The sequence below is a fragment of the Streptacidiphilus sp. PB12-B1b genome, assembly GCF_014084125.1.
In the GTDB taxonomy this organism is placed as follows: Bacteria; Actinomycetota; Actinomycetes; order Streptomycetales; family Streptomycetaceae; genus Streptacidiphilus.
The window spans coordinates 282,662-302,610 of record NZ_CP048405.1; the positions used below are offsets into that span (position 1 = coordinate 282,662).

The 19,949-nt window shown below is 71.0% G+C and carries 15 protein-coding genes and 2 pseudogenes; 7 read left to right on the plus strand and 10 right to left on the minus strand.

Annotated features, from left to right (window positions below; all coding sequences use genetic code 11):
• Nucleotides 1–420 precede the first annotated feature (420 nt).
• The gene (locus GXW83_RS01275) at nucleotides 421–1,866 is read right to left on the minus strand and encodes an MFS transporter (RefSeq protein ID WP_225446677.1); all 1,446 of its coding nucleotides are present in this window, start codon (nucleotides 1,864–1,866) and stop codon (nucleotides 421–423) included.
• 495 nt (nucleotides 1,867–2,361) lie between these two features.
• Here GXW83_RS01275 and GXW83_RS01280 point away from each other — a divergent pair, with 495 nt between their 5' ends.
• A complete protein-coding gene (locus tag GXW83_RS01280; protein ID WP_225446678.1) occupies nucleotides 2,362–4,161 on the plus strand; it encodes an acyl-CoA carboxylase subunit beta in 1,800 nt (599 codons plus the stop codon).
• A complete protein-coding gene (locus GXW83_RS34995; RefSeq protein WP_182441032.1) occupies nucleotides 4,158–4,370 on the plus strand; it encodes an acyl-CoA carboxylase epsilon subunit in 213 nt (70 codons plus the stop codon). The genes GXW83_RS01280 and GXW83_RS34995 overlap by 4 nt, the downstream gene beginning before the upstream one ends.
• A gap of 56 nt (nucleotides 4,371–4,426) precedes the next feature.
• Here GXW83_RS34995 and GXW83_RS01290 read toward each other — a convergent pair whose 3' ends face one another.
• On the minus strand, nucleotides 4,427–4,981 hold the full coding sequence (locus GXW83_RS01290; RefSeq protein ID WP_182441033.1) for an SMI1/KNR4 family protein: 555 nt from the start codon (nucleotides 4,979–4,981) through the stop codon (nucleotides 4,427–4,429).
• Nucleotides 4,982–5,231: 250 nt separating this feature from the next.
• On the opposite strand from GXW83_RS01290, the pseudogene GXW83_RS01295 reads away from it, so the two are divergent.
• From GXW83_RS01295 to GXW83_RS01310, 4 genes and pseudogenes are all read left to right on the plus strand, one after another.
• Nucleotides 5,232–6,658, plus strand: a pseudogene (locus GXW83_RS01295) (ATP-binding protein).
• 822 nt (nucleotides 6,659–7,480) lie between these two features.
• The gene (locus GXW83_RS01300; RefSeq protein ID WP_182441034.1) at nucleotides 7,481–7,909 is read left to right on the plus strand and encodes a DUF2550 family protein; all 429 of its coding nucleotides are present in this window, start codon (nucleotides 7,481–7,483) and stop codon (nucleotides 7,907–7,909) included.
• Nucleotides 7,909–9,122: pseudogene (locus GXW83_RS01305) on the plus strand (DUF2254 family protein). The gene GXW83_RS01300 and the pseudogene GXW83_RS01305 overlap by 1 nt, the downstream one beginning before the upstream one ends.
• Nucleotides 9,123–9,187: 65 nt before the next feature.
• Nucleotides 9,188–9,595, plus strand: a complete 408-nt coding sequence (locus GXW83_RS01310; protein ID WP_182441035.1) for a DUF1622 domain-containing protein — start codon at nucleotides 9,188–9,190, stop codon at nucleotides 9,593–9,595.
• A gap of 233 nt (nucleotides 9,596–9,828) precedes the next feature.
• Here the strand turns inward: GXW83_RS01310 and GXW83_RS01315 are convergent, their stop codons facing one another.
• From GXW83_RS01315 to GXW83_RS34730, 4 genes are read right to left on the minus strand one after another with little or no spacing between them, the layout of a single operon-like run.
• Nucleotides 9,829–10,860 (minus strand): GNAT family N-acetyltransferase, encoded by a 1,032-nt coding sequence (locus GXW83_RS01315; RefSeq protein ID WP_182441036.1) that lies wholly within the window; start codon nucleotides 10,858–10,860, stop codon nucleotides 9,829–9,831.
• A gap of 15 nt (nucleotides 10,861–10,875) precedes the next feature.
• The gene (locus GXW83_RS01320; RefSeq protein ID WP_182441037.1) at nucleotides 10,876–11,778 is read right to left on the minus strand and encodes a sporulation-delaying protein SdpB family protein; all 903 of its coding nucleotides are present in this window, start codon (nucleotides 11,776–11,778) and stop codon (nucleotides 10,876–10,878) included.
• Complete coding sequence (locus GXW83_RS01325; RefSeq protein ID WP_182441038.1) at nucleotides 11,775–12,329, minus strand: SdpA family antimicrobial peptide system protein; 555 nt, start codon at nucleotides 12,327–12,329, stop codon at nucleotides 11,775–11,777. The genes GXW83_RS01320 and GXW83_RS01325 overlap by 4 nt, the downstream gene beginning before the upstream one ends.
• Nucleotides 12,330–12,333: 4 nt before the next feature.
• A complete protein-coding gene (locus GXW83_RS34730) occupies nucleotides 12,334–12,465 on the minus strand; it encodes a hypothetical protein (protein WP_255431245.1) in 132 nt (43 codons plus the stop codon).
• 278 nt (nucleotides 12,466–12,743) lie between these two features.
• On the opposite strand from GXW83_RS34730, the gene GXW83_RS01330 reads away from it, so the two are divergent.
• A complete protein-coding gene (locus GXW83_RS01330) occupies nucleotides 12,744–15,821 on the plus strand; it encodes a BTAD domain-containing putative transcriptional regulator (RefSeq protein WP_182441039.1) in 3,078 nt (1,025 codons plus the stop codon).
• Between the two features lie 4 nt (nucleotides 15,822–15,825).
• Here the strand turns inward: GXW83_RS01330 and GXW83_RS01335 are convergent, their stop codons facing one another.
• The 4 genes from GXW83_RS01335 to GXW83_RS01350 form a co-directional block, all read right to left on the minus strand.
• A complete protein-coding gene (locus GXW83_RS01335) occupies nucleotides 15,826–16,596 on the minus strand; it encodes a class I SAM-dependent methyltransferase (RefSeq protein WP_182441040.1) in 771 nt (256 codons plus the stop codon).
• Between the two features lie 137 nt (nucleotides 16,597–16,733).
• Nucleotides 16,734–17,720, minus strand: coding sequence for a radical SAM protein (locus GXW83_RS01340; RefSeq protein WP_182441041.1), 987 nt, complete (start codon nucleotides 17,718–17,720; stop codon nucleotides 16,734–16,736).
• 77 nt (nucleotides 17,721–17,797) lie between these two features.
• Entirely contained in the window at nucleotides 17,798–19,102 is a 1,305-nt protein-coding gene (locus GXW83_RS01345) for an MFS transporter (protein ID WP_182441042.1), read from the minus strand.
• Between the two features lie 66 nt (nucleotides 19,103–19,168).
• On the minus strand, nucleotides 19,169–19,918 hold the full coding sequence (locus tag GXW83_RS01350) for a 2OG-Fe(II) oxygenase (RefSeq protein ID WP_182441043.1): 750 nt from the start codon (nucleotides 19,916–19,918) through the stop codon (nucleotides 19,169–19,171).
• Nucleotides 19,919–19,949 lie beyond the last annotated feature (31 nt).

A 19,949-nucleotide genomic window follows, 5' to 3' on the forward strand; every position in this document is an offset into this window, starting at 1 on the left:
GTGCCCACCACCACCGGCGGCAGCCCGGCCGTGTCCGCCGCGCGGCCCGCGGCCTGCGCCCGCTGCTCGGCCTGCGCTTCGGCCGCGCCCGTCGTCCGGCCCGTGTCCATCGCCCGGCCTGCGCCTGTTGCTCGGCCCGTGCCCGTCGCTCGGCCTACGCCCGCCCTTGGCCTGTGCCCGCCGCCCGGCCCGTGCCCTCTGCTTGGCCTGCACCCGCCGTCCGGCCCGTGTCGCTGCTCCGTCAGCGCCAGTCGCTCTGTCTGTGCCCGTCACTTGGCCTACGCTTCGGCCGTGTCTGCCGCCCTCGGTCTGCGCTTCGGCCGGGACCGTTGCTCGGTCCGTGTCCGCCGCTCGCCCGGACCAACCGCAGCCTGCGCCCGCCGCGCGGCCCGCAGCCCGCGCCTGCACCCGCTGTGCGGCCTACGCCTTGGCCCGGGGCTGCCTCGCGCTCGTCGTGGCCAGTGCCAGCGCCGCGAAGGCCAGCAGGACTCCGGCCGCTGCCCGGGCGCCCGCCCCGGCGGGGGCCAGATGCAGCGTCAGCGTCACCGCCGCCACTCCCAGCGCGGTGCCCAGGCCGCGCCCGAGGTTGACCATGCCGCCGCCGGTGCCCGCCGAGGTCTGCGGGACGGCTCGCATCACCAGCGTGTTGTTGGCCGGTGTGAACACGCCCAGGGCGATGCCCAGCAGGCCCAGCGGCACCGGCAGCAGCCCGGGTGTCATCGGCAGCGCCGCCAGAAGAGCCAGCGCCGCCACGCAGCCGGCCGCACCGGCCCGGCAGCGTCTGCGGTCGTCCCAGCCGGGCGGCAGCAGCCGGTCGGCCAGGGTGGCGGCGAGTGCGAAGCCCAGCGGCAGAGCGGTCAGCACCAGCCCGCAGGAGAGCGCGGACGCGCCGCCTCGGCCGAGGACCACCGGCACCAGCACCAGCGGGCCGAACAGCACCAGGTAGCCGCAGAGCCCGCCGACCAGCCCGGGCGCGATGCCGCCCCGGCGCAGCAAAGCCAGATCCACCAGCGGGTCCGGCCCCCGCCGCTGGCGCCGGACGAAGGCCCGGCCGCAGGTCAGGGCGGCGAGCGCGGGACCGGCGGCGGTCCACACCGGCAGTCCCAGGCCGGATCCGACGGAGAGGACGAGCATCCCGGCGGTGGTGGCGCCGCCCAGCAACAGCACGCTGAGGGCGTCCACCCGGGGCCGCCCGGGGGCTGCGGCCCGTGTGCGCGGCAGCAGGTAGTGCCCGCTGACCAGCGCCACGATCCCGATCGGGACGTTGACCAGGAACACCCAGCGCCAACCGACGGTGGCGACCAGCGCCCCGCCGACGGTCGGGCCCAGCGCCAGCCCCACGGCCTGCCCGGCGGCCTGCATCCCCAGCGCCGAGCGCATCCGCGCGGCGGGGGCGCTGGTGGTGACCAGCGCCACGCTGTTGGCCTGCATCAGCGCCGCGCCCAGCGCCTGCACCACCCGGAAGCCGACCAGGACGCCGAGGCCGGGCGCCAGCCCGCAGGCGGCGGAGGCGAGGGTGAACACCGCGAAGCCGTACAGGTACATCAGCTTGCGGCCGTGCGCGTCGGAGAAGCGGCCGACCGGGACGAGCAGCGCTACCAACGCCAGCAGGTAGGAGAGCGAGACCCACTCGACGGCGGCGGGCCCGGCGTGGAACTGCTCGCCGAGCGGCTGGTAGGTGAGCGTGACCACGCTGGCGTCCAACTGGCCCATGAACGCGCCGAAGCAGACGGTGGCGACGGCCAGCCGCCAAGCCCACGGACGGGTGCGTATCCGCTCCGGCCGGGGGCGTTCCTGGTGCAGGACCGCCCAGCCGCGCGGCCGCCCGGAGGGCAGCGTCGGGAGCTGGTCATTGACGGTCGCCACGATCGCTCCCCGAGCGGTACCGGGCGGCCAGGTGCCGCCCTCCGCTCCGATTATATGTCTGCCACAGACATACTCGTAGAGGGATGCTTCCCGTCGTCGGCGGTGCTTCGGGCGCGCCCTGGCTGAAGTCCGTCTCTGGCCGCTCGGCGGCAGCCCGGACACCGCCGATTCGGACGGGGGATGCGGCTCAGCCCGGTCAGGCACGGGCCCCGGCGGTCGGCTTCGCCGCGCGGCCGTCCCTGTGCGCGCTGGGTTCCGGTTCGAACCCCGTCGGGGCCCGCTGGAGCCGCCCTCGCCTGGGGCGCCCGCGCGGTCCACCCGCGCTCGAGCGGCGGCTTGCATCCTTTGGCCCCGCTGCCGCCGGCGCATCGGTCAGGGGCGCGCACGACGGCAGGACCGGAGCCCCCGGCGGGACTCCGGGGGCCGCCCCCGGGCAGGCCCGGTGCTCGGGGGCCGCCGCCCGGGCGCCGCTCGGAACGCCACAGGAGGACGCAGATGACCATCATGGACGAGAGCACCGCAGCCGCCGTCCTGGAATGTGAGGCCGGTCCGGCCCTCGTCGTCCAGGAGGTCCCGCTCAGGCCCGCCGCGTCCCCGTCGCCGCACGCCGCCGAACCCCCGCGTCCGGCCGGGGCCCCGCCGACCGACCCACCCGCCGACGCGCAGCCCGCCGCCGCCCCGCCCGCTGCCGCCCCGCCAGACGCCGTACCTGCCGCGCAGCCCGCCGACGCGCAGCCAGCCGCCGCGCGTACCGTCGACCGCGCGGCCGAGCTGGCCGAGCTCCGCGCACGGGTGCTGAGCGGGCCCAGCCCGCAGGCCACCGACGCACAGCACGCCAAGGGCAAGCTCACCGCCCGGGAACGTATCGAGCTGCTCTTCGACCCCGGCTCCTTCACCGAGGTCGAGGGCCTGCGCCGACACCGGGCCAGCGGCTTCGGCCTGGAGCACAAGCGGCCGCACACCGACGGCGTGATCACCGGCTGGGGCCTGGTGGACGGACGCCAGGTCTTCGTCTACGCCCACGACTTCCGCATCTTCGGCGGCGCGCTGGGCGAGGCCCACGCCCAGAAGATCCAGAAGATCATGACCATGGCCGCCACCACCGGCCGCCCCGTGGTCGGCCTGTGCGACGGCGCGGGGGCCCGCATCCAGGAGGGCGTCACCGCACTGGCCGGGTACGGCGGCATCTTCCAGCGCAACGTCCGCAACTCCGGGGTGATCCCGCAGATCAGCGTGATGCTCGGGCCCTGCGCGGGCGGCGCCGCGTACTCGCCCGCGCTCACCGACTTCGTCCTGATGGTGCGCGGCACCTCGCAGATGTTCATCACCGGACCGGACGTCGTCCAGGCGGTCACCGGCGAGGAGATCACCGCCGAGGGCCTCGGCGGCGCCGACGTCCACGCCGTGACCTCGGGCGTGGCCCACGCCGCCTACGACGACGAGGAGAGCTGCCTGGCCGACGTTCGCTACCTGCTGTCGCTGCTGCCCGCCAACAACCGCGAGCTGCCCCCGGCGGAGGAGCCCGACGACCCGGCCGACCGGCGCTGCGAGGCGCTGCTCGACCTCGTCCCGGCCGACCCGGGCCGCGCCTACGACATGCGCGCGGTGCTGCGGGAGATCACCGACCACGGCGAGTTCTTCGAGGTGCAGGAGCGCTGGGCGGGCAACGTCATCTGCGCCCTGGCCCGGCTCGGCGGACAGGTCGTCGGCATCGTCGCCAACCAGCCGTCGGTGCTGGCCGGGGTCTTGGACATCAACTCCTCCGAGAAGGCCTCCCGCTTCGTCCAGTTCTGCGACTCCTTCAACATCCCGCTGGTCACCCTGGTCGACGTGCCCGGCTTCCTGCCCGGCGTCGACCAGGAGCACGGCGGGGTGATCCGGCACGGCGCGAAACTGCTGTACGCGTACTGCAACGCCACCGTGCCCAGGATCTCGCTGATCCTGCGCAAGGCGTACGGCGGTGCTTACATCGTCATGGACTCCCAGTCCATCGGCACCGACCTCTCGCTCGCCTGGCCCACCAACGAGATCGCGGTGATGGGCGCCGAGGGCGCCGCCAACGTGGTGTTCCGCCGCGAGATCGCCGCCTCGGACGAGCCCGAGGTGACCCGGGCGCGGCTCATCAAGGAGTACAAGGAGGAGCTGATGCACCCCTACTACGCGGCCGAACGCGGCCTGGTGGACGACGTCATCGACCCGGCCGAGACCCGCAGCCGGCTGATCGGCGCGCTGGCCATGCTGCGCACCAAGGCCGCCTCGGTGCCCAGCCGCAAGCACGGGAACCAGCCCCAGTGAGCGAGCAGAGCCCGGCGCTGCTCCGGGTCGAGCACGGCAACCCCTCCCCGGAGGAGCTGGTCGCCCTCGCCGTCGTCCTACTGGCCCGCGCCCGCGCCACCGAGCCGCCCCAGGCCGCCCTGCGCCGCGCCCTGTGGTCCACGGCCTGGTCCCATCAGCCCGGCTCCTGGACCGCCCCACCCCCACCCCGCTGGCACACCCCCGCCTGACGCACCCCTGCCCCCGGCCCGGCCCCGGTCTTGCTCGGCCGGGTTCCGCCCGCCCCTCAGCCCCGCCGGGCTATCCGCTCCGCGGCCTGAGCCCACGGCTCCGGCTCCGCGGTGTCGCCGTCGGCCACGACGTCCTCCTCCCACCAGCCGTTCCCGTCCAGCCAGGCGGTGAGCCAGCGGTCGAGGGAGGGGGCGTCCTGGTACCAGGCGTGCGCCCAGTTGCCGCTGAAGCCGTTCGGCTCGAACAGCAGGACGGGCGCCTCGGGGCGGGTGCAGTCGACGGCGGCGTACATGCCGCAGCCCCAGTCGAGCACCGGCAGCACCCCGCGCGGCCAGCGCGGTCCGTCGGGGTCCTCCCGCTCGTACTCCGCGCGGTACTCGCCGACGGCGGTACGCCCGCCGCCGGTCAGCGGCAGCAGCTGGTACTCGGGGCCGTAGCCGCCGTTGGCGATCTCGCAGTACAGGCTGCGCAGCAGCGGCGGGAGCGTGAACCCGAGCTCCCGCTCGGCCGCCGCCACCTCGTCACCGCCCAGCCGCGGCGGCAACGGCCCCGCCTCCTGCTCGGCCCGCACCCGTACCCGCTGGACGAGCCCGCTCTCATCCCCGGTCACGCCGCCACCCCCTCGAACGTCCCGGACGGGCCCCGCCCGCCGCAGGCAGCCCCCACGAGCGCCCACCCCACCGACCCTAACCACCCCCACTGACAACCCGGCCGCGCGTCATTCGGATGCCCCGGCCCGGCCCGGCGCGACATCACGCCCCGCCTCCACCGCCCCGCTCTTGATAGTTGCGCTTGAGATACTATCGCCTGCGCTACTATCTCAGGAGGAACCATCTATCCATCCTCCTGGGAGCCCGCACATGCATCGGTTCATCGGTCGGGATCGTGAGCTGCGTGCTCTCCGGGGCGCGCTCGACGACGTCCGCGCCGGAGCGGGTAACGGTGCCGCGCAGCCCGGCCAGTGTCTGCTGATCCGTGGCCGGCGGCGGGTCGGGAAGTCGACTCTGGTGGAGGAGTTCCTCCGGCAGGCGGGCGTCCCCCAGCTGTTCTTCACGGCCGGTGGCGGCTCCGCCGCCGACGAGTTGGCGGAACTCCTCGACGCGGTCGCCACTTCCACCCTGCCCGAGCGCTCGCTCTTCGCGGAGGAGGCGCCGGACCAGTGGAACGCTGCCTTCCGGCTGCTGGCGGAAGCGCTGCCGGACGACGAGCCGAGCGTTGTGGTGATCGATGAGATCCCCTACCTCATGGAGCGCGTCGACGCCTTCGAAGGCATGCTCCAGCGGGCGTGGGACCGTCTGCTCAGCCGCAGGCCCGTCCTGCTGCTGTTGGTCGGCTCGGACCTGTCCATGATGAAGGCGCTCAACAGTTACGACCGGCCGTTCCACCAGCGCGGGCGGGAGATGGTCGTCGGACCGCTCAATCCGGCGGACCTCGGCGAGATGCTCGAACTGGAGCCTGCGGCCGCCTTCGACGCCGCCCTCGTCACCGGTGGCCTGCCGCTGATCTGCCGGGAGTGGCCGGTCGGCGCCTCGCTGTGGGAGTTCCTGGGCAGCGCACTGGAAAACCCGATCTCCGCCCTGCTGGTCTCCGCCGAGCGATCGCTGGCCGCCGAGTTCCCCCGCAGGCCATGGGCCGAGAGGTCCTACGGGCCATCGGGACCGGCGAGCGCACGTTCACCAATATCGCCCGGGCGGCGGGCGGTATCGCCCATTCCACACTCACCAGGGCGGCGGACCTGTTGATCGACAAGCGCGTGGTGGCGGCCGAACTCCCCGTCTCGCTGCACCCTTCCAAAGAGCGGCGCTACCGGGTGGCCGACCCCTACCTCCGCTTCTGGCTGGCCTTCCTCGACCCGCATATGGCAGAGATCGAACGCATGCGCGGCGACCTCACCCTGGCCCGGATCAGAGAGCGCTGGACGAGCTGGCGCGGCCGCGCCGTCGAGCCCCTTATCCGCGAAGCCCTGGCGCGCGTCCTGCCGGACGGCGAACTTCCCGCCGCCCCCGTCGTCGGCGGCTACTGGACGCGGAGCAACGACGTCGAGATCGACCTCGTGGGCGCCGACCGCGAGCCCGTCGCCAAGCGCCTGCTGTTCCTGGGGTCCGTCAAGTGGCTGGAGAGGGCGCCCTTCGACGCCCACGACCTGGCTGCCCTGCAGAAGCACAGAGCCGCCCTCACCGACGATCCGATCCCCCTCGTCGCCGTTTCCCGAAGCGGCGTCACCTGCCCCGGCCTAGAGGCAACGTACGGCCCCGACGACCTCCTCAGTGCCTGGCGCAGCCACTGAACGCAGGCCAGTTGACGTCCGCATAGGCTCTGTTCGCCGGAACCACAGGCCCGGCCGTTGGGTCCGCGGGACGGCTCGGACGCGTACCGCGCTGCGGGCGGGGGCGGCTTCGCTGCGTCCGACGGCGGAGGGGCGGCTGCCCGGGCCCGCGCGGGCGTGGTGGATGTCGGGACGGGTCACCGGGTCGGTGCAGGCCGCGCGCTCGTACCGGCTGCGGGCGACCGGTGCGACCGGTGCGGCGCGTTGCTCGGACGGCGGCAGCGGTGGTGTGGCGACGGGGCAGTGTGCGGGGCGGGCGGTCGCCGGGCAGCGCGGCGGCGGAGTGGAGGCGTACCGGCGGCCGGGCCGCAGGACTGGACGGGGCCCTGCTGCGTACAGCCGCGCTCCAGCCACGCCGCGACCAGCGGCGTCAGCGCCGTCGCCTCGCCCGCGCCGAGGCGGAGGTGCGGCTCGGGGCGGATCGCCCGGTACAGCAGGGCGACCGCCTGGGCTGCCGGGCTGTCGCCCTTGCCGCTGCTGCCGGACAGGGGATCGGGCTCGTCCGGCGGTGTGCCGTCCCCGCCCGCGCGGCGAGTTCCTTCAGGGCCCGGCTGGCCGCCCACCGTAAGCCTCGCGGCTCAACGTCCGCAGGTCACTCGATGGGGTGCTCGCGTTCCACCTTTCCAGGATCGCCCGTGCCCCTGACCACCGCGTGAGCGAAGACTATGGGCACGGTCGCGCGCCTGCCCTGCGGCGCGCCCGGCGCCGACCCGGTCGGCGGCCGGGGAGTTCGAGGGGGCGGGTGACCAGGCGGTTGGGCCGGGTCCGGGAGAGGCTTGTTCCATGCTGATCGCGCTGCTGGCCGTGCTGGGCGTCGACCTGATCGTCATCGTCGTCCTGGCGGCCGTCGTGCTGCTGCGCCGCCGCTGGGTCAGCCGGCAGCCCGGTGCCTTCAAGGGAGCCGTCCGGGTCGTGCGGGGGCAGGTGCCGGGGCTGGGGGAGTACTGGCGGCGCGGGTACGGCCGCTGGGTGCGCGACGTCCTGCTGTGGGAACGGGCCCCGCTGCTGCTGCGCAGCGAGTTCGTCCTGACCCTGGACGTGGCGGGCCCGGTCCGGGCGGCTGCTCCGGGCGAGGTGAAGCGCCTGGGCCGAGAGGTCCTGGTAGTGCCCTTCGCGGTCGAGGGTGACGCGCGGATCGAGATCGCCGCCCCGGCCGACAGGCGCGCGCGGATGAGCGGCCCGTTTCCGGTGCCGGAAGTGGACGTGCGCTGATGGCGCCCGCGCCCCCGCTGCGCCGCAGGCGCCGGCTGCGCGCCGGAAGCGTCCAGCTGCTGTTCACCGTGGCCGGGGTGGGCCTGGGCCTGGGCCTGCCGCACATCGGCCACGGCCCCCGGGTGCCCGGTCGGCAGGTCACCGACATGCTGGTGGCGCTCGGGTTCGGGGTCCTGGGCGCGACCGTCGTGATCTTCTCGATGCTGTTCCTGGTGGTGCAGTGGGCCCACACCTCCTTCACCCCGCGCCTGACCCTCTTCCGCGAAGCGCCGGTCGTCTGGCGCACCGTCGCCTTCGCCGTCGGCCTGGCCGCCTACTGCTTCACCGCCGCTCTGACCGTCGGCACCGCCCCCCACGCCTCGCTGGCGGTCCCGGTGGCCGCCGGGGTCCTGCTGCTCGCCATGCTGGCGCTGCTGCGGACCCTGCAACTGCGGGCCTTCGCCGCCATCCAGCTCGCCCCCGTCCTGCAATCGATCACCACCCGCGGACGCGGCATCCTGGACACCCTCCACACCACCGCCCAGCACCAGGCAGCCGACGCGCCCCTGCCGCCGCCGACGCGCACCGTCACCTGGCCCGAGCCGCTGGCGGTGCTGCAACAGGTCGACACCGACCGGTTGCTCGCCGCCGCTCACACCGCCCGCGCGGTCATCGTCCTGCACGCCACCCCGGGCACCACCCTGCGCACCGGCGCCCCCTGGCGGACGTGCACGGCGCCGACCTGCCCGCCACCGCTGTCCTGGACGCGCTGGTGACCGGCGACGAGCGGGCCTTCGACCAGGACCCGCTCCTGGCCTTCCGGCTGCTGGCCGACATCGCCCTGCGCGCCCTGTCCCCGGCCGTCAACGACCCCGCCACCGCCGTCCAGGCCCTGGACTGCCTGGAGGACCTCCTCGCCGACCCCGCCGCCACCCGGGCCGGCAGCACCCTGCACCTGACCGGCCCCGACGGCACCGTACGTCTGCTGATCGAGCTTCCCGCCTGGGCCGACTACCTGCGCACCGGCCTGGACGACGTGATCGCGGCGGCCACCGGCTCCCCCATGGTCCTGCTCCATCTGCGGGCCCTGCTCACCCGCCTGGGTACAGGCGGGCACGAGCGCCACAGCCCGCTGCTGGCCACCCGGCTGTCCTGGGTCGAAACCGAACTCGCCGCCCGCTTCCCCACGCTCTGGCGCGAAGCCGCCGGGGCTCCACCGACGTCGAGTGGCTGACATCCCCGCCCGGCACCACCCCACTCAGCCCCCAACCCGCAGGCCCGTACGATCCGGAGGCCGTCGTGACATTCACCGAGACCATGGACCACGCTGCCCAGGCATTCGAAGCCGCCGGCGTCGCGGTCCTGGGCATCGGCTTCGTCTTCTCCCTGGGCGTCGCCGTACGGGCATGGCACCGCTCCGGAAAGGCCACCGCAGGCTACGAAGCCCTTCGCGCCTGCTTCGGCGGAACCCTGTTGCTCGGCCTGGAGATCCTGGTCGCCGCTGACCTCATCCGAACCGTGGCCGTGGCACCGACCATCGAGAACGTCGGAGTCCTCGGCCTCATCGTCCTGATCCGCACCTTCCTCAGCTTCTCCTTGGAAATCGAGATCGAAGGCATCCCACCCTGGCGCCGTGCCACCGTCAGCGGCGCCACCGTCACCCGCCGCGCCATCCACCGCGCCACCGGAAAAGACGAGCCCACCTGAGCACTCCTGTTCAGAATGCCTCGGTGGGTGTCGGTCTGTGTGGGCCTCGCCAGGCCAGGTCTTCCTGATTCACCCCCGTGCACGCCCTACTGCCGGCAGGTCGATTGACGAACGGTCCTATGCCGGATCGTCGACCACCTCGCCACCGCAGAATCACCCCGTGGCAAACCGCTCGCCTGATCCCGCTGGCCCGTACTGCTTCCGTGACCGACCCAGGAGCTTGAACGGAGGAGTCAGTCCTCGACGGGAAGCCGGACTGAGGAGTCCAGCGCGGTCGAGAGCCCACCGACCTCAGCCTCGACGTAGGCCAGAGCCGAGTCGATTCGGTAGCCGAGCTGGGTGTTGACGCGGATCATGTGGAGGTTTTCGGATGCCGTCATCGTGCGCACCTGCTCCATCCGGGGCAGGTCGGCGGTGAGCCACCGCATCATCGCGGCCTTCATGGCCCGGCCGAGTCCGAGCCCGCGGTACTCCGGCAGCACAGCCGTGTCCTCCTGACGGCAGTAGCTCAGCTGCCCGGGGGTGACGGCGATCTCGGTGAAGCCCGCTACCGCCCCGCTGCGCTCGTCGACGGCCACGACGTAACGGTGTGAATCCCCGCTTTCGAGGGTCTTGGCCTCGTACTGCCGCACTCGCTCCGCGGTCCAACTGGGATGCTCGTAGGTCGCGTCGCCCATCGGCCGGTCCGCCATCGCGTCGCGTGCCCGAGCCAGTCCATGCACCAGTGCGCTCGGCGCGGTGTCCAGCCACTGGTGGAGCCGGAATCCGGGCGCCGGCCGCACCTGCCAGAGCGACGGGTCCGTGCCCGGGATGTCCAGGTGCTGTGAGGAGCGGCGAAGGACCGAGCGCAGGCCGAGGGCGTTGGCCCACTTCTCGCCGTCCGCGTCGGCCTTGACCGTACCGGTGATCGTCCGGCGGCCGAGTTCGCCGACCTCCGGCAGTATCGCCCGGAGCAGCCGTGTCCCGACTCCTTGCCTGCGATTCCGGGACGGCACACGCACGGTGATGATGGCGAGTTCGCGGTTCTCATGCGTCGGAAACATGGCACTTGCGGTCCCGATCACTCGGCCGTCGGCGCGTGCGTCCCAGCGCCGTTGCAAGCCATAGTGAGGCATGGGTGCACACAGCTGCTGTACATAGGATTCATATGGAGGCACCGGGGTGTTTGCGAAGTCCGTGGATACCGCGACGAATATCTCATGCCAGGCCCGCAGTTCTTCCGGTGAGGCAAGTCCGGGATCGAACGGTGCTGTCTCCAGGCGCATGACGGTTTTCCCTTCCTAGACCGCTATGACGGCTTCCTGTCGAGTCTGATCACTGGCCCGGCGGGGCGTTGGCATGTCGGTGCAGGCGGCCAGCACAACGGCGATCATGATCAGTCCGAAGCTGAACAGACCCATGAGCACGATGATGGCCCCGTGCAGCAGGATCGCGAGGACCACCCCGTAACTCCGAGTCCTGCGGCGGAAGGCCATCGAGAGGGCGATCAGGGTCTCGACTACCAGGACGGACCAGGTGAGCGTGTCCGTGGCCCAGGCGTGGGACAGCAGTTGTTGTGCGTACGGCTGCACCACGCCGGGGAAGCCGAACTCCGGGTCGTGGGCGAGGACACCCAGTGCGGCGCCGTCGCGCCACGAGGGAAAGGCCAGTTTGGACGCTATCGCGGCCAGGTAGATGATCGCGATCTGGCAACGCAGCGCGGCGTGCGCGGCGAAGGCACCTCCGCGCCAGGCGGGCCGCAGTGGCCCGGCCGGCTTCTGCCAGGCCCAGGTCCGCCGATCGTCGAGGCAGATGGGGATGAGCAGCATGGCGAAGATCTCAGCCACATTGTCCCCGCCGTTTGTGGCGGTCACATCCACGGCGATGCTGAACGTGACGTAATAGTGTGCGATGCAGGACCACCGTGGCCGGTAGCCGACGATGACGACGAGCAGTACGGTGATCGCGAGGACGCGCCCCAGCGTGTAGGTACGGGCGTCGCCACCGGAGACGCACCAGAGCGACACCCCTTTGAGCCCTGCGCAACGTGTGCTCGCCGTCACCCCAGGGGGGTCCGCGAAGAGCGTCCGGTCGGACGTCAACAGGAGGGTCGTCAACTGTGCGAACGCCAGTAGCGACCGCGCGAGCCCGAGCGGAAGGCCACGCGGTTCGAAGGACTGGGCGGCCTGCCATAGGCGGTTCAACGGCAGCCCACTCCGACCGAGGCCACTGATCCGGACTTCGGGGCGGTGACCGCCGGCCGAGTCCGGACCAGGATGAGCCGGCCGCAGACGGTACCTGGGGAGAATCCGTTCTGCAGATACACGACCGGTGCTTTGTCCACACACTCCGCCGATCGCGTGTCAGTGCAGACGATCCAGTCCTTCGCCGGGACTTCGGCCGCCAAAGCGTGCGTCTCGTTGAACTTCACAGTGCTGGTCCTCCCCAGACCCCACAGATTCGCTGCGGACATCTGCGGTGTCAGTACCGAGGCCGGGGTGCCCGCAGGACCGATCCGGTAGGCGGAGACCGCCGGCGCGTCCGGCTGGGACGCGAAGAAGGCCCAGTCCTGCGGCCAGACCTCGGAGTAGGTCGTGCGTTGCGTTCCCAGCCAGGACGGCATCCAGAGGGCGGGCAGCTGCGCGCAAAGCGTAACGACGAAGAGGGTGCCGAACACGGCGAGGGTCAGCGCGAACCCCTGGCGGACCGATGCCGTCGCGGCCTCCTCCGCGGCGTCGCCCTGCGCGAGCGCCATCGGGTCAGATCACGATCGGGTGGTCGCCGCTCTGCGGGACCGCGTGGCCGGCCGGCGCCTGCGAAGCACCGGAAACGGTGACGACCGTGAGCACGGCCAGTGCCGCGAGTATTCCGGCCAGAATCGTCCTTTTCATGCTCAATCTCCTGTTCTTCGGCCGGTAGTGCCATCTGGTCACGCTACCGGGGGTGTGCGCACTGAATGGTCATGGCCCGCACTACCACCTGACTACTGACCTGCTACCGAGAGGCCATCCGGGGTCCGTTTCGAAGGGCCTGTAACATTCGAGACAGGGGGCGATCTGCGATGCACGTGGCCAGGACTGGATCGGGGTATGGGTCTGTGGCGAGTAGTTCTGGGAAACCGCGAGAAGACACCGCATTTGTCGTTCCGCCGGGACAGGACGACGATGCGGTGCCGTCCATCAAGGTTCTGGGCCCGCTGGTCCTGTCGGTCGGGGGCAGGCAGGCGACACCGCGCGGAGCCAGGGAACGCAAGTTGCTCGCCCTCCTGGCGTTGAACGCCAATTCGATCGTCGCGACCGAGCGGATCGTGGACGCCCTGTGGGAGAGCCCGCCGCACTCGGCGCGCCAGCAGATACACAACGTGGTGGGGGCGCTGCGTCGCACGCTGATGCCAGCCGTCGGCGTGGAACTGGTCACAGACAGCAGCGGCTATCAGCTCAATGTGCCGACCGAGGCGATGGACGCGCTCCAGTTCCGCTCCACCGTCGAGGAGGCGGCCAACGCTGAGCAGCAGGGCCGACTCGAGGACGCCACCTGGTTGCTCGATGAGGCCCTGGGCCTGTGGCGGGGCAATGCCCTGGGCGGACTGGACGGGTGGGTACTGACGAACGCCGCCACCCAGCTCGACGCGCAACGGCTCGCCGCGGTCGAGCGGTTGGCGGAACTGCGCCTGCGCATGGGGAAAGCCGGCCTGGCGCTTGAGGGCCTGGCCGGGATGATGGCCGAACACCCCTTGCGCGAGCCCCTGCGCGCACTGCTGATGACCGCCCTCTACCAGTGCGGTCGGCAGTCCGAGGCGATGGCCGTGTTCGAGGAGGGACGGCGGCTGCTGGCGGAGGAACTCGGCCTGGATCCGGGGCCGCAACTGCGGGAAGCCCATCAGCAGATCCTGCTCGGAGAGACCCAGGAACCAGCGAAGCCGAGTGCCTCCGAGCCCAGGGCCGAGCGCCCGCCGGAGCAGTCGCCCGGTCAGGGCGCCGACTCCCGTTCCTTCCTTCCCCGGGACATCCCGGAGTTCACCGGCCGTGAGGAGGAACTGCGCCGGCTGCGCACCCGGCCTTTGGAGTCGAACGCGCCCGCGATCTCGGTGATCGACGGGATGGGGGGCGTGGGCAAGACCTCACTCGCCGTGCACATGGCCCACCTCCTCGCCGCGTACTACCCGGACGGGCAGTACTTCGTCGACTTGGCCGGCTTCAGCCAGCAGGCCGAGCCGATGAGCCCACTGCAGGCGCTGAACCTGCTGCTGCGTTTTGACGGGATGGCCCCCGAGCTGATCGCGCCGGACCTGGAGGCGCGCAGCGCCCAATGGCGGTCGTGTCTGGTCGGTCGCCGGGTACTCATCCTGCTGGACAACGCCGCCGACCCCACCCAACTCCGGTCCCTGCTGCCCGGTTCGGCGGGAAGCCTGGTGCTGATCTCGAGCCGACGGCGCATGGCCGAGCTGGAGGGCGCCGCCTCCCTGTCGCTCGACGTGATGACCGAGGCGGACGCGATCGCGCTCTTCTGCCGGGTCGCCGGGCCCGAGAGGGTTGCGGGAGAGCCGGACGAGGTGCGCTCCGCAGTGGAGCTGTGCGGGTACCTCCCCCTGGCCATCCAGATCGCGGCCGCTCGACTGCGCGAGCGGAGCAGTTGGCGGGTGTCGTTCCTGGTCGGACAGTTGCGCGACAACGAGTCGCGGGCACGCATCCTGGCTGCCGGGGACCGCGACGTGATGAACATCGTCGCGTGGTCCTACCACCACCTCACCAAGCGGCAGCAGCGGCTCCTGGGTCTGCTGAGCCTGCATACCGGGCCGGACTTCGACTCGTATGCGACTGCGGCTCTGGCCAGCCTTCCGCTCCACCAGGTCGAGGCAGACCTGGACAAACTGTTCGAGCTGAACCTGCTCAAGCAGCATGCCGCCGACCGTTACCACCTGCACGACATAGTCCGTGACTGTGCACGGAGGCTGCTCGACGCCACGGTCGATCGTGCCGAGGCGGCCGAGGCAGTGGGGCGGTTGGCGGACTACTACCTCTGGTCGGCCGACAGCTGGTGCCGTCTGCTGACCAAGACCTCGCTGCCATCCGTCCCGAAGATCGACCACCGCCCGGAGGCGACCCGGAGCGCCTCGGACGTCAAGCACGCGATGCGGCTGCTGGAGGCCGAGTTCCGCTGTATCGTCGCGACGCTCCGGCTGACTGCGGATCTCGGGCAGCACCACCGTGTCTGGCAGACCATGAGCACTCTTCGGCCGTACCTCAGCGCGTTGAACCATCCAGCGGACTCGGGGCCGATGTTCGAGTTGGGTCGGCTCGCGGCGCGAGCCGACGGGAGCCTCGTCGGTGAAGCCGCCTGCCTGGCCGGACTGGCCGAGGCCCAACTCGCCCACGGGACTCCGGCGGAGGCTGAGAAGCTGAGTGAGCGCGCGCTGGCGTTGAGCCGCCAGGCCGGGGACCGCACCGGCGAGATCTCGCAGCTGAACAGTCTCGGCCGCATCCACTGGACGACCCACGACCTGGACCGGGCGGGGACGCGTTACGAGGAAGCCCTGCGCGTGGCGCATGAGCTCGGGGACGGACAGTTGCAGGCTGGGCTCACCAACAACCTCGCGATCATCAGCCGGGAACTGGGGCGCAACGAAGAGGCACTGCGCTACTTCCTCGAGGCTCGCTCGCTCGGCGAGACGTCCCTGTCTCCCGGCGCTGAAGCATCCATCCTGAACAACACCGGCCTCGTCTCGGTGGTGCTCGGCGACTGGGAGGGGGCGGCCGCCGTCTACCAGCAGTCGCTCGAACTGAGCCGGGCGGCGGGCACCGAGCAGAGCGAAGTACTTGCGTTGGTCGGGCTGTGCATCGTGCGTCGAGGCATGGGTCTGAGCTCCGAGGCGATGATGTACGGACGCGCGGCGCTCGAGATAGCGCGCCGCACCAGCATGTACGAAGGCGAAGCCCAGGCCCTCAACGCGCTCGGTGACATCCATGCCTGCGACGGTGAACTGGCCCTGGCCGAGCAGGTCTTCCAGCAGTGCCTGAAGGCGGCCGCAGCTCGCGACTCCACCCGCTATGTCGCGCGTGCCCACGAGGGGCTGGCCCACGTCGCGGCTCTGCGTGATAAACCTGCCCAGGCCGTGGAGCACTGGGAAGCCGCGTTGTCGACCCACCCGGGCGGCCTCGTCGACGCCACGGGAGCCGCGCGCCACCTTGCCGCACCGCACGACCGCGCTGCGACCTGCTGGCGGTGCGTTGCGGTGGGTTCCAGCTGACTGCTCACTGCCTGGTGCCCAGGAGGTCCGCGTCACGCCGGAACAGGGAGGCGAGCAGGAACGGCGGACCGTAGTACGGGGAGGCCGGCGGCTGTTGCCGCATGGACCGGATCTCCACCTCGGTGAGATCGGAGAAGATCCACCGCAACTCCTGAGGGGTGTAGGCCAGCCCGCCGTAGAGTTTGCCGTCTCGGTACAGGTGGGCATCGGGCACCGGCGAACCGGAACCAGGCGCCCACGCGGCGAAGGCGGCGAGCACCAGGTGCCCGCCGACGGCCAGTACCCGCTCCAGCAAGCGCAGGTAGCTGATGCGGCGGTGCGGCGGCAGATGGTGGAAGAACCCGGAGTCGACTACCAGATCGTACGGGCCGGACAGCTCGTTCCGGGTGAGCTTGAACGCGTCTCCACAGTGGAGGTCCACTTCCACGCCCGCTTCTTCGGCACGGTCGCGGGTCCAGGCGATCGCGTCGGGGGACAGGTCGACGGCATCCACCTGGAATCCGCGGGACGCCAGGAAGACGGCATTCCGGCCGGGCCCGCAGCCCAGATCCAGGACACGGCCGGAAGCGAGTCGCCCGGACTCCACGTACTCCGCCAGATGCTCGTCGGGCTTGTTGACGAAGAAGGGCACCGGACGGTCCCGGTCGGCGTAGTACTGGTCCCAGAACTCGGCTCCGCCCGCCGGAGTCCAGCGGTCGGCCGTGACGGGGAACAGCCCGTCCAAGAGGTCAAGGACGTCATCCACGGTGCGGATGTTTCGTGAGACAGGACGCATGTCAGACCAATCACGGGATGTGCATCGGGGAGCGCGGGTGATGACTCTCAGGATGCGGCGGCACAACAGGGCAGGCTCGATGCGCGGTCGTTTCCGGTCCGCACATCCGGGGAGTCAGATCTGCGGGCCCGGTGCGGTCACACCGTCGTGGGCTCGAGGAACACCGAACCGCGCGGCTTGAGCCCCGTTCGGGCGATCATCCGGCTGGCGTAGTCGCGCTTCACCACGAAGCGGTCACGCCCGTAGATGAGGTAGCGGTCACGCTGCTCGTCCGGTGTGAAATTCACGGTGATGACGTTCGCCCCGGCCATGAGCCCGCGGTACTGGCCCTCGCCGGCCCGCTTCGACAGTGCGCTCACCGCCGGTACCAGCCACTCAGGTCCCAGGAGCCGCGAAACCGCGATGGCATTGAGCGCCAATTCCACATCGCCGGCCGGATGGTTCGCCAACGGCGTGTTCGGTGCCGGGATGAACGGTGCCACGCTGCACATGTGGACACCGAGGTCGCGGGCGAACAGGAGGTCCCTCGCCACACTGGCCACATCCTGACCGGGCAGCCCGACGATGGATCCGGTCCCGACGCGATAGCCGAGATCGAGCAGGTCCTGGAGGCACTTCAGGCGGGACTCCAGAGTTTCGTGCCGCATCTGCTCGTTCATCCGCGGATCACTCGTCTCGAACTTGAGAATGTAGCTCGTCGCGCCCTGCTCCCGGAGGTACTCGTACTCGCTGCGGCGTTTGTTGCCCAGGTTCAACAGGATCTCGACGTTGTCGTCATACAGCCTGCGGATGCCCGGAATCGCCTCACCCACGACCCGCGTGGTCTGCGGTATCTCACCTGCCTGGAAGAACACCACGTTGATGCCGCTCGCTTTGACGGAGGCGGCGGTATCGATCAGCAGCTCCGACTGGAGCCGGAAGTCGCTGTTCTCCCGTGTGTTGTCCCGCCGCATGGGGCAGAACTCGCAGTTGACCCGACACTGGTTGGTGATCTCGGTGACGCCGCGGACCACCACCTCGCTCCCGAAGGCCTCCAGGCGCTTCGCCCTGGCCTGCGCGAAGAGCTCCTCCTGGTCCTTTCCACGAAGTTGCAGAAGTTCTGTGACATCCTGCTCGTCAAGCATTTCCCTACCACCTTTCCTGGTCGAGCACGACGGTCTTCTTGACCGCGGGTTCCGGTAGGCTCCTGGGCCGCACCGGGTCATGAGTCGGCGCCTGCCGGCCGGCCGCAGGCAACACGGTTCTGTATCCACCCCAGCGGAATCGTGCTGACCGCGAATACCAGGCCGAGCACGTACCAGCCCAGTGGGCCCCCGCCGCCGGCGAACCATCCGAAGAGCGCCGGCGCTGAAAGACTCGCCACATCGAATCCCATTCCGAAGATTCCCTGGGATTTTCCGTACGACTGTTGTGGGACGAGCCCGTACATCAGGATCGTCGAGCCGATCGAGTAGAGGATGTCGCCGCAGACCAGAGAGACTGCGAGGAACATCAGCGCGGCGAGCGCGGCCGTGACACCAACGCGGCGGGACAGTTCCGCCGCGACCGGAAACGTAAGCGCGGAGATCGCGAAAAGCAATGCCCCGATCCGGGCGGACCGGGCCGCCCGGCGATCTGTCGTGACTCGACGCGCCACCGGGACCTGTAGCAGCACCACACCGATCGTGTTCACGACGAGCGTGGCGGAGATGATCCACATGGGCACGTGCATGCGTGCGCCCACCCAGAGCGGCAGAGCGATCGTCAGCATCGGCTCTGCCAGGCAGAAGAGCCAATTGAGCAGCACCAGCGCCACGACGTGCCTGTCCCGCAGGATCCCGGACGTGGATGCGGTCCGTTCTTGCTCCGCGGCCGACCTGCCTCCGACCGCACCGGGATCCACGAATCCCCGCGCCTGCCAGAACATGCCTCCGGTGGCGGAGAGCATCACAGCCTCCGCCACGAACGACGCGTCGAAGGCCGCCCGCGACCCCGCGGCCAGTACGACGGCACCGAGGCCCAGCCCCACCACCATCGCGACGTTGGCCATCGACCGGACAACCGCCCGGAAACGCAGCCGGCGGTCTCGGCCGACCGCGCTCCCGACAAGCGCCCCCTGTACGGCGGCGCTCCCCCGTGCACACATCACCAGGACGCTGAGCAGCCCGAGAGCGACCAGCGCCGGTGAGACGGTGAGGCACAGCGTCACTGCCGCCATCGTCCACATGAGGCAGGCGTAGAGGACGTATCCGCTGAGCCGGTCCGCGAGCCCACCGATCGCCGGGCCCGCGAGAAGTCCCAGGACCGCCGCGACACTTGCCCCTGCTCCGTACACGGCCGGGCTCAGATGCTCCTGCCGAAGCATGTACACGGCCAGGGACGAGAACGAAAGACCCGTAGCCACGTACAGCGTGACCATGGCCGCGGCAAGTCGCCTCTCGACCGGGCCCTGAACCTCCTCGCGCCAGGAGGCGGCCCGGAAGATCCGGGCGAGGAGCCGCGGGCGCCGCTCCGCTTCCACTGTCATTACTGCACTGCCCTCTCCCCTACCAAGTGACCCGATCGGCCGGTCCGCGCGCCCGCGGACGGGCACTCAGTCCCCTGGCCCGGACGTCCCGCTATGCACACCTGGCTGCGCGGGAGCGCCTTCCAGAGAGGTCAGGAACCTGCGGAGTCCGTCCCGCGCTTCTGCTCCGGCGCCGTCGGACCTCCTCGTCACGAAGCCGGTGAGGGTGCACCGCTCCCGAACCGCGGTCGGATCCACCCGGTTGACCTGGTGCGGGGTTCCCGCGCTGAGCAGGACCAGCCGGTTGGGCCTGGGAAGGACGGCGACCGGGCTCAGTGCGGACCGCTGGACCGCTGCCCCGACCTCCGCCGTGTCGGTGCTTTCGCCCGGTTCTCCCACGCCCTCGTCCAGGATCAGCAGCTCACCGCCCCAGGAGGCGCGCCATTCATCGTGCAGGAACAGGATGTAGGCGCCCGTTCGTCCGCCGCCCGCGTCACTGTGCCATCCGTAGCGGGATCCCACCGGATATTTCCAGAAAGTGAAGCCCACCCGGTCCCAGTCGCTGCCGAGGTCCCCGAACAGAGCCGGAGCCGCGGTGATGACATCAAGGACGCGGTCGTACGTATCGGGTCCTCCGGCCGTGCGCCGATCGGATGTCCCGTTCCGGACGACGGTAGTCCGCGACTTGTACGGCGTACCGTCCTCCGCTTTCTGGATGGGGCCCTGCGCCGGAGCGAATGTGCTGTGGGTCATGACCCGGCGGATTTCCGCCAGCGCGGGGCCGTCGAGAAAGTCGTCGAGGACGGTATAGCGCCGTCCGCGCTGCGTCACCTGCATGATGTACTCCGTTTCCTGCTCTCGGACGCCT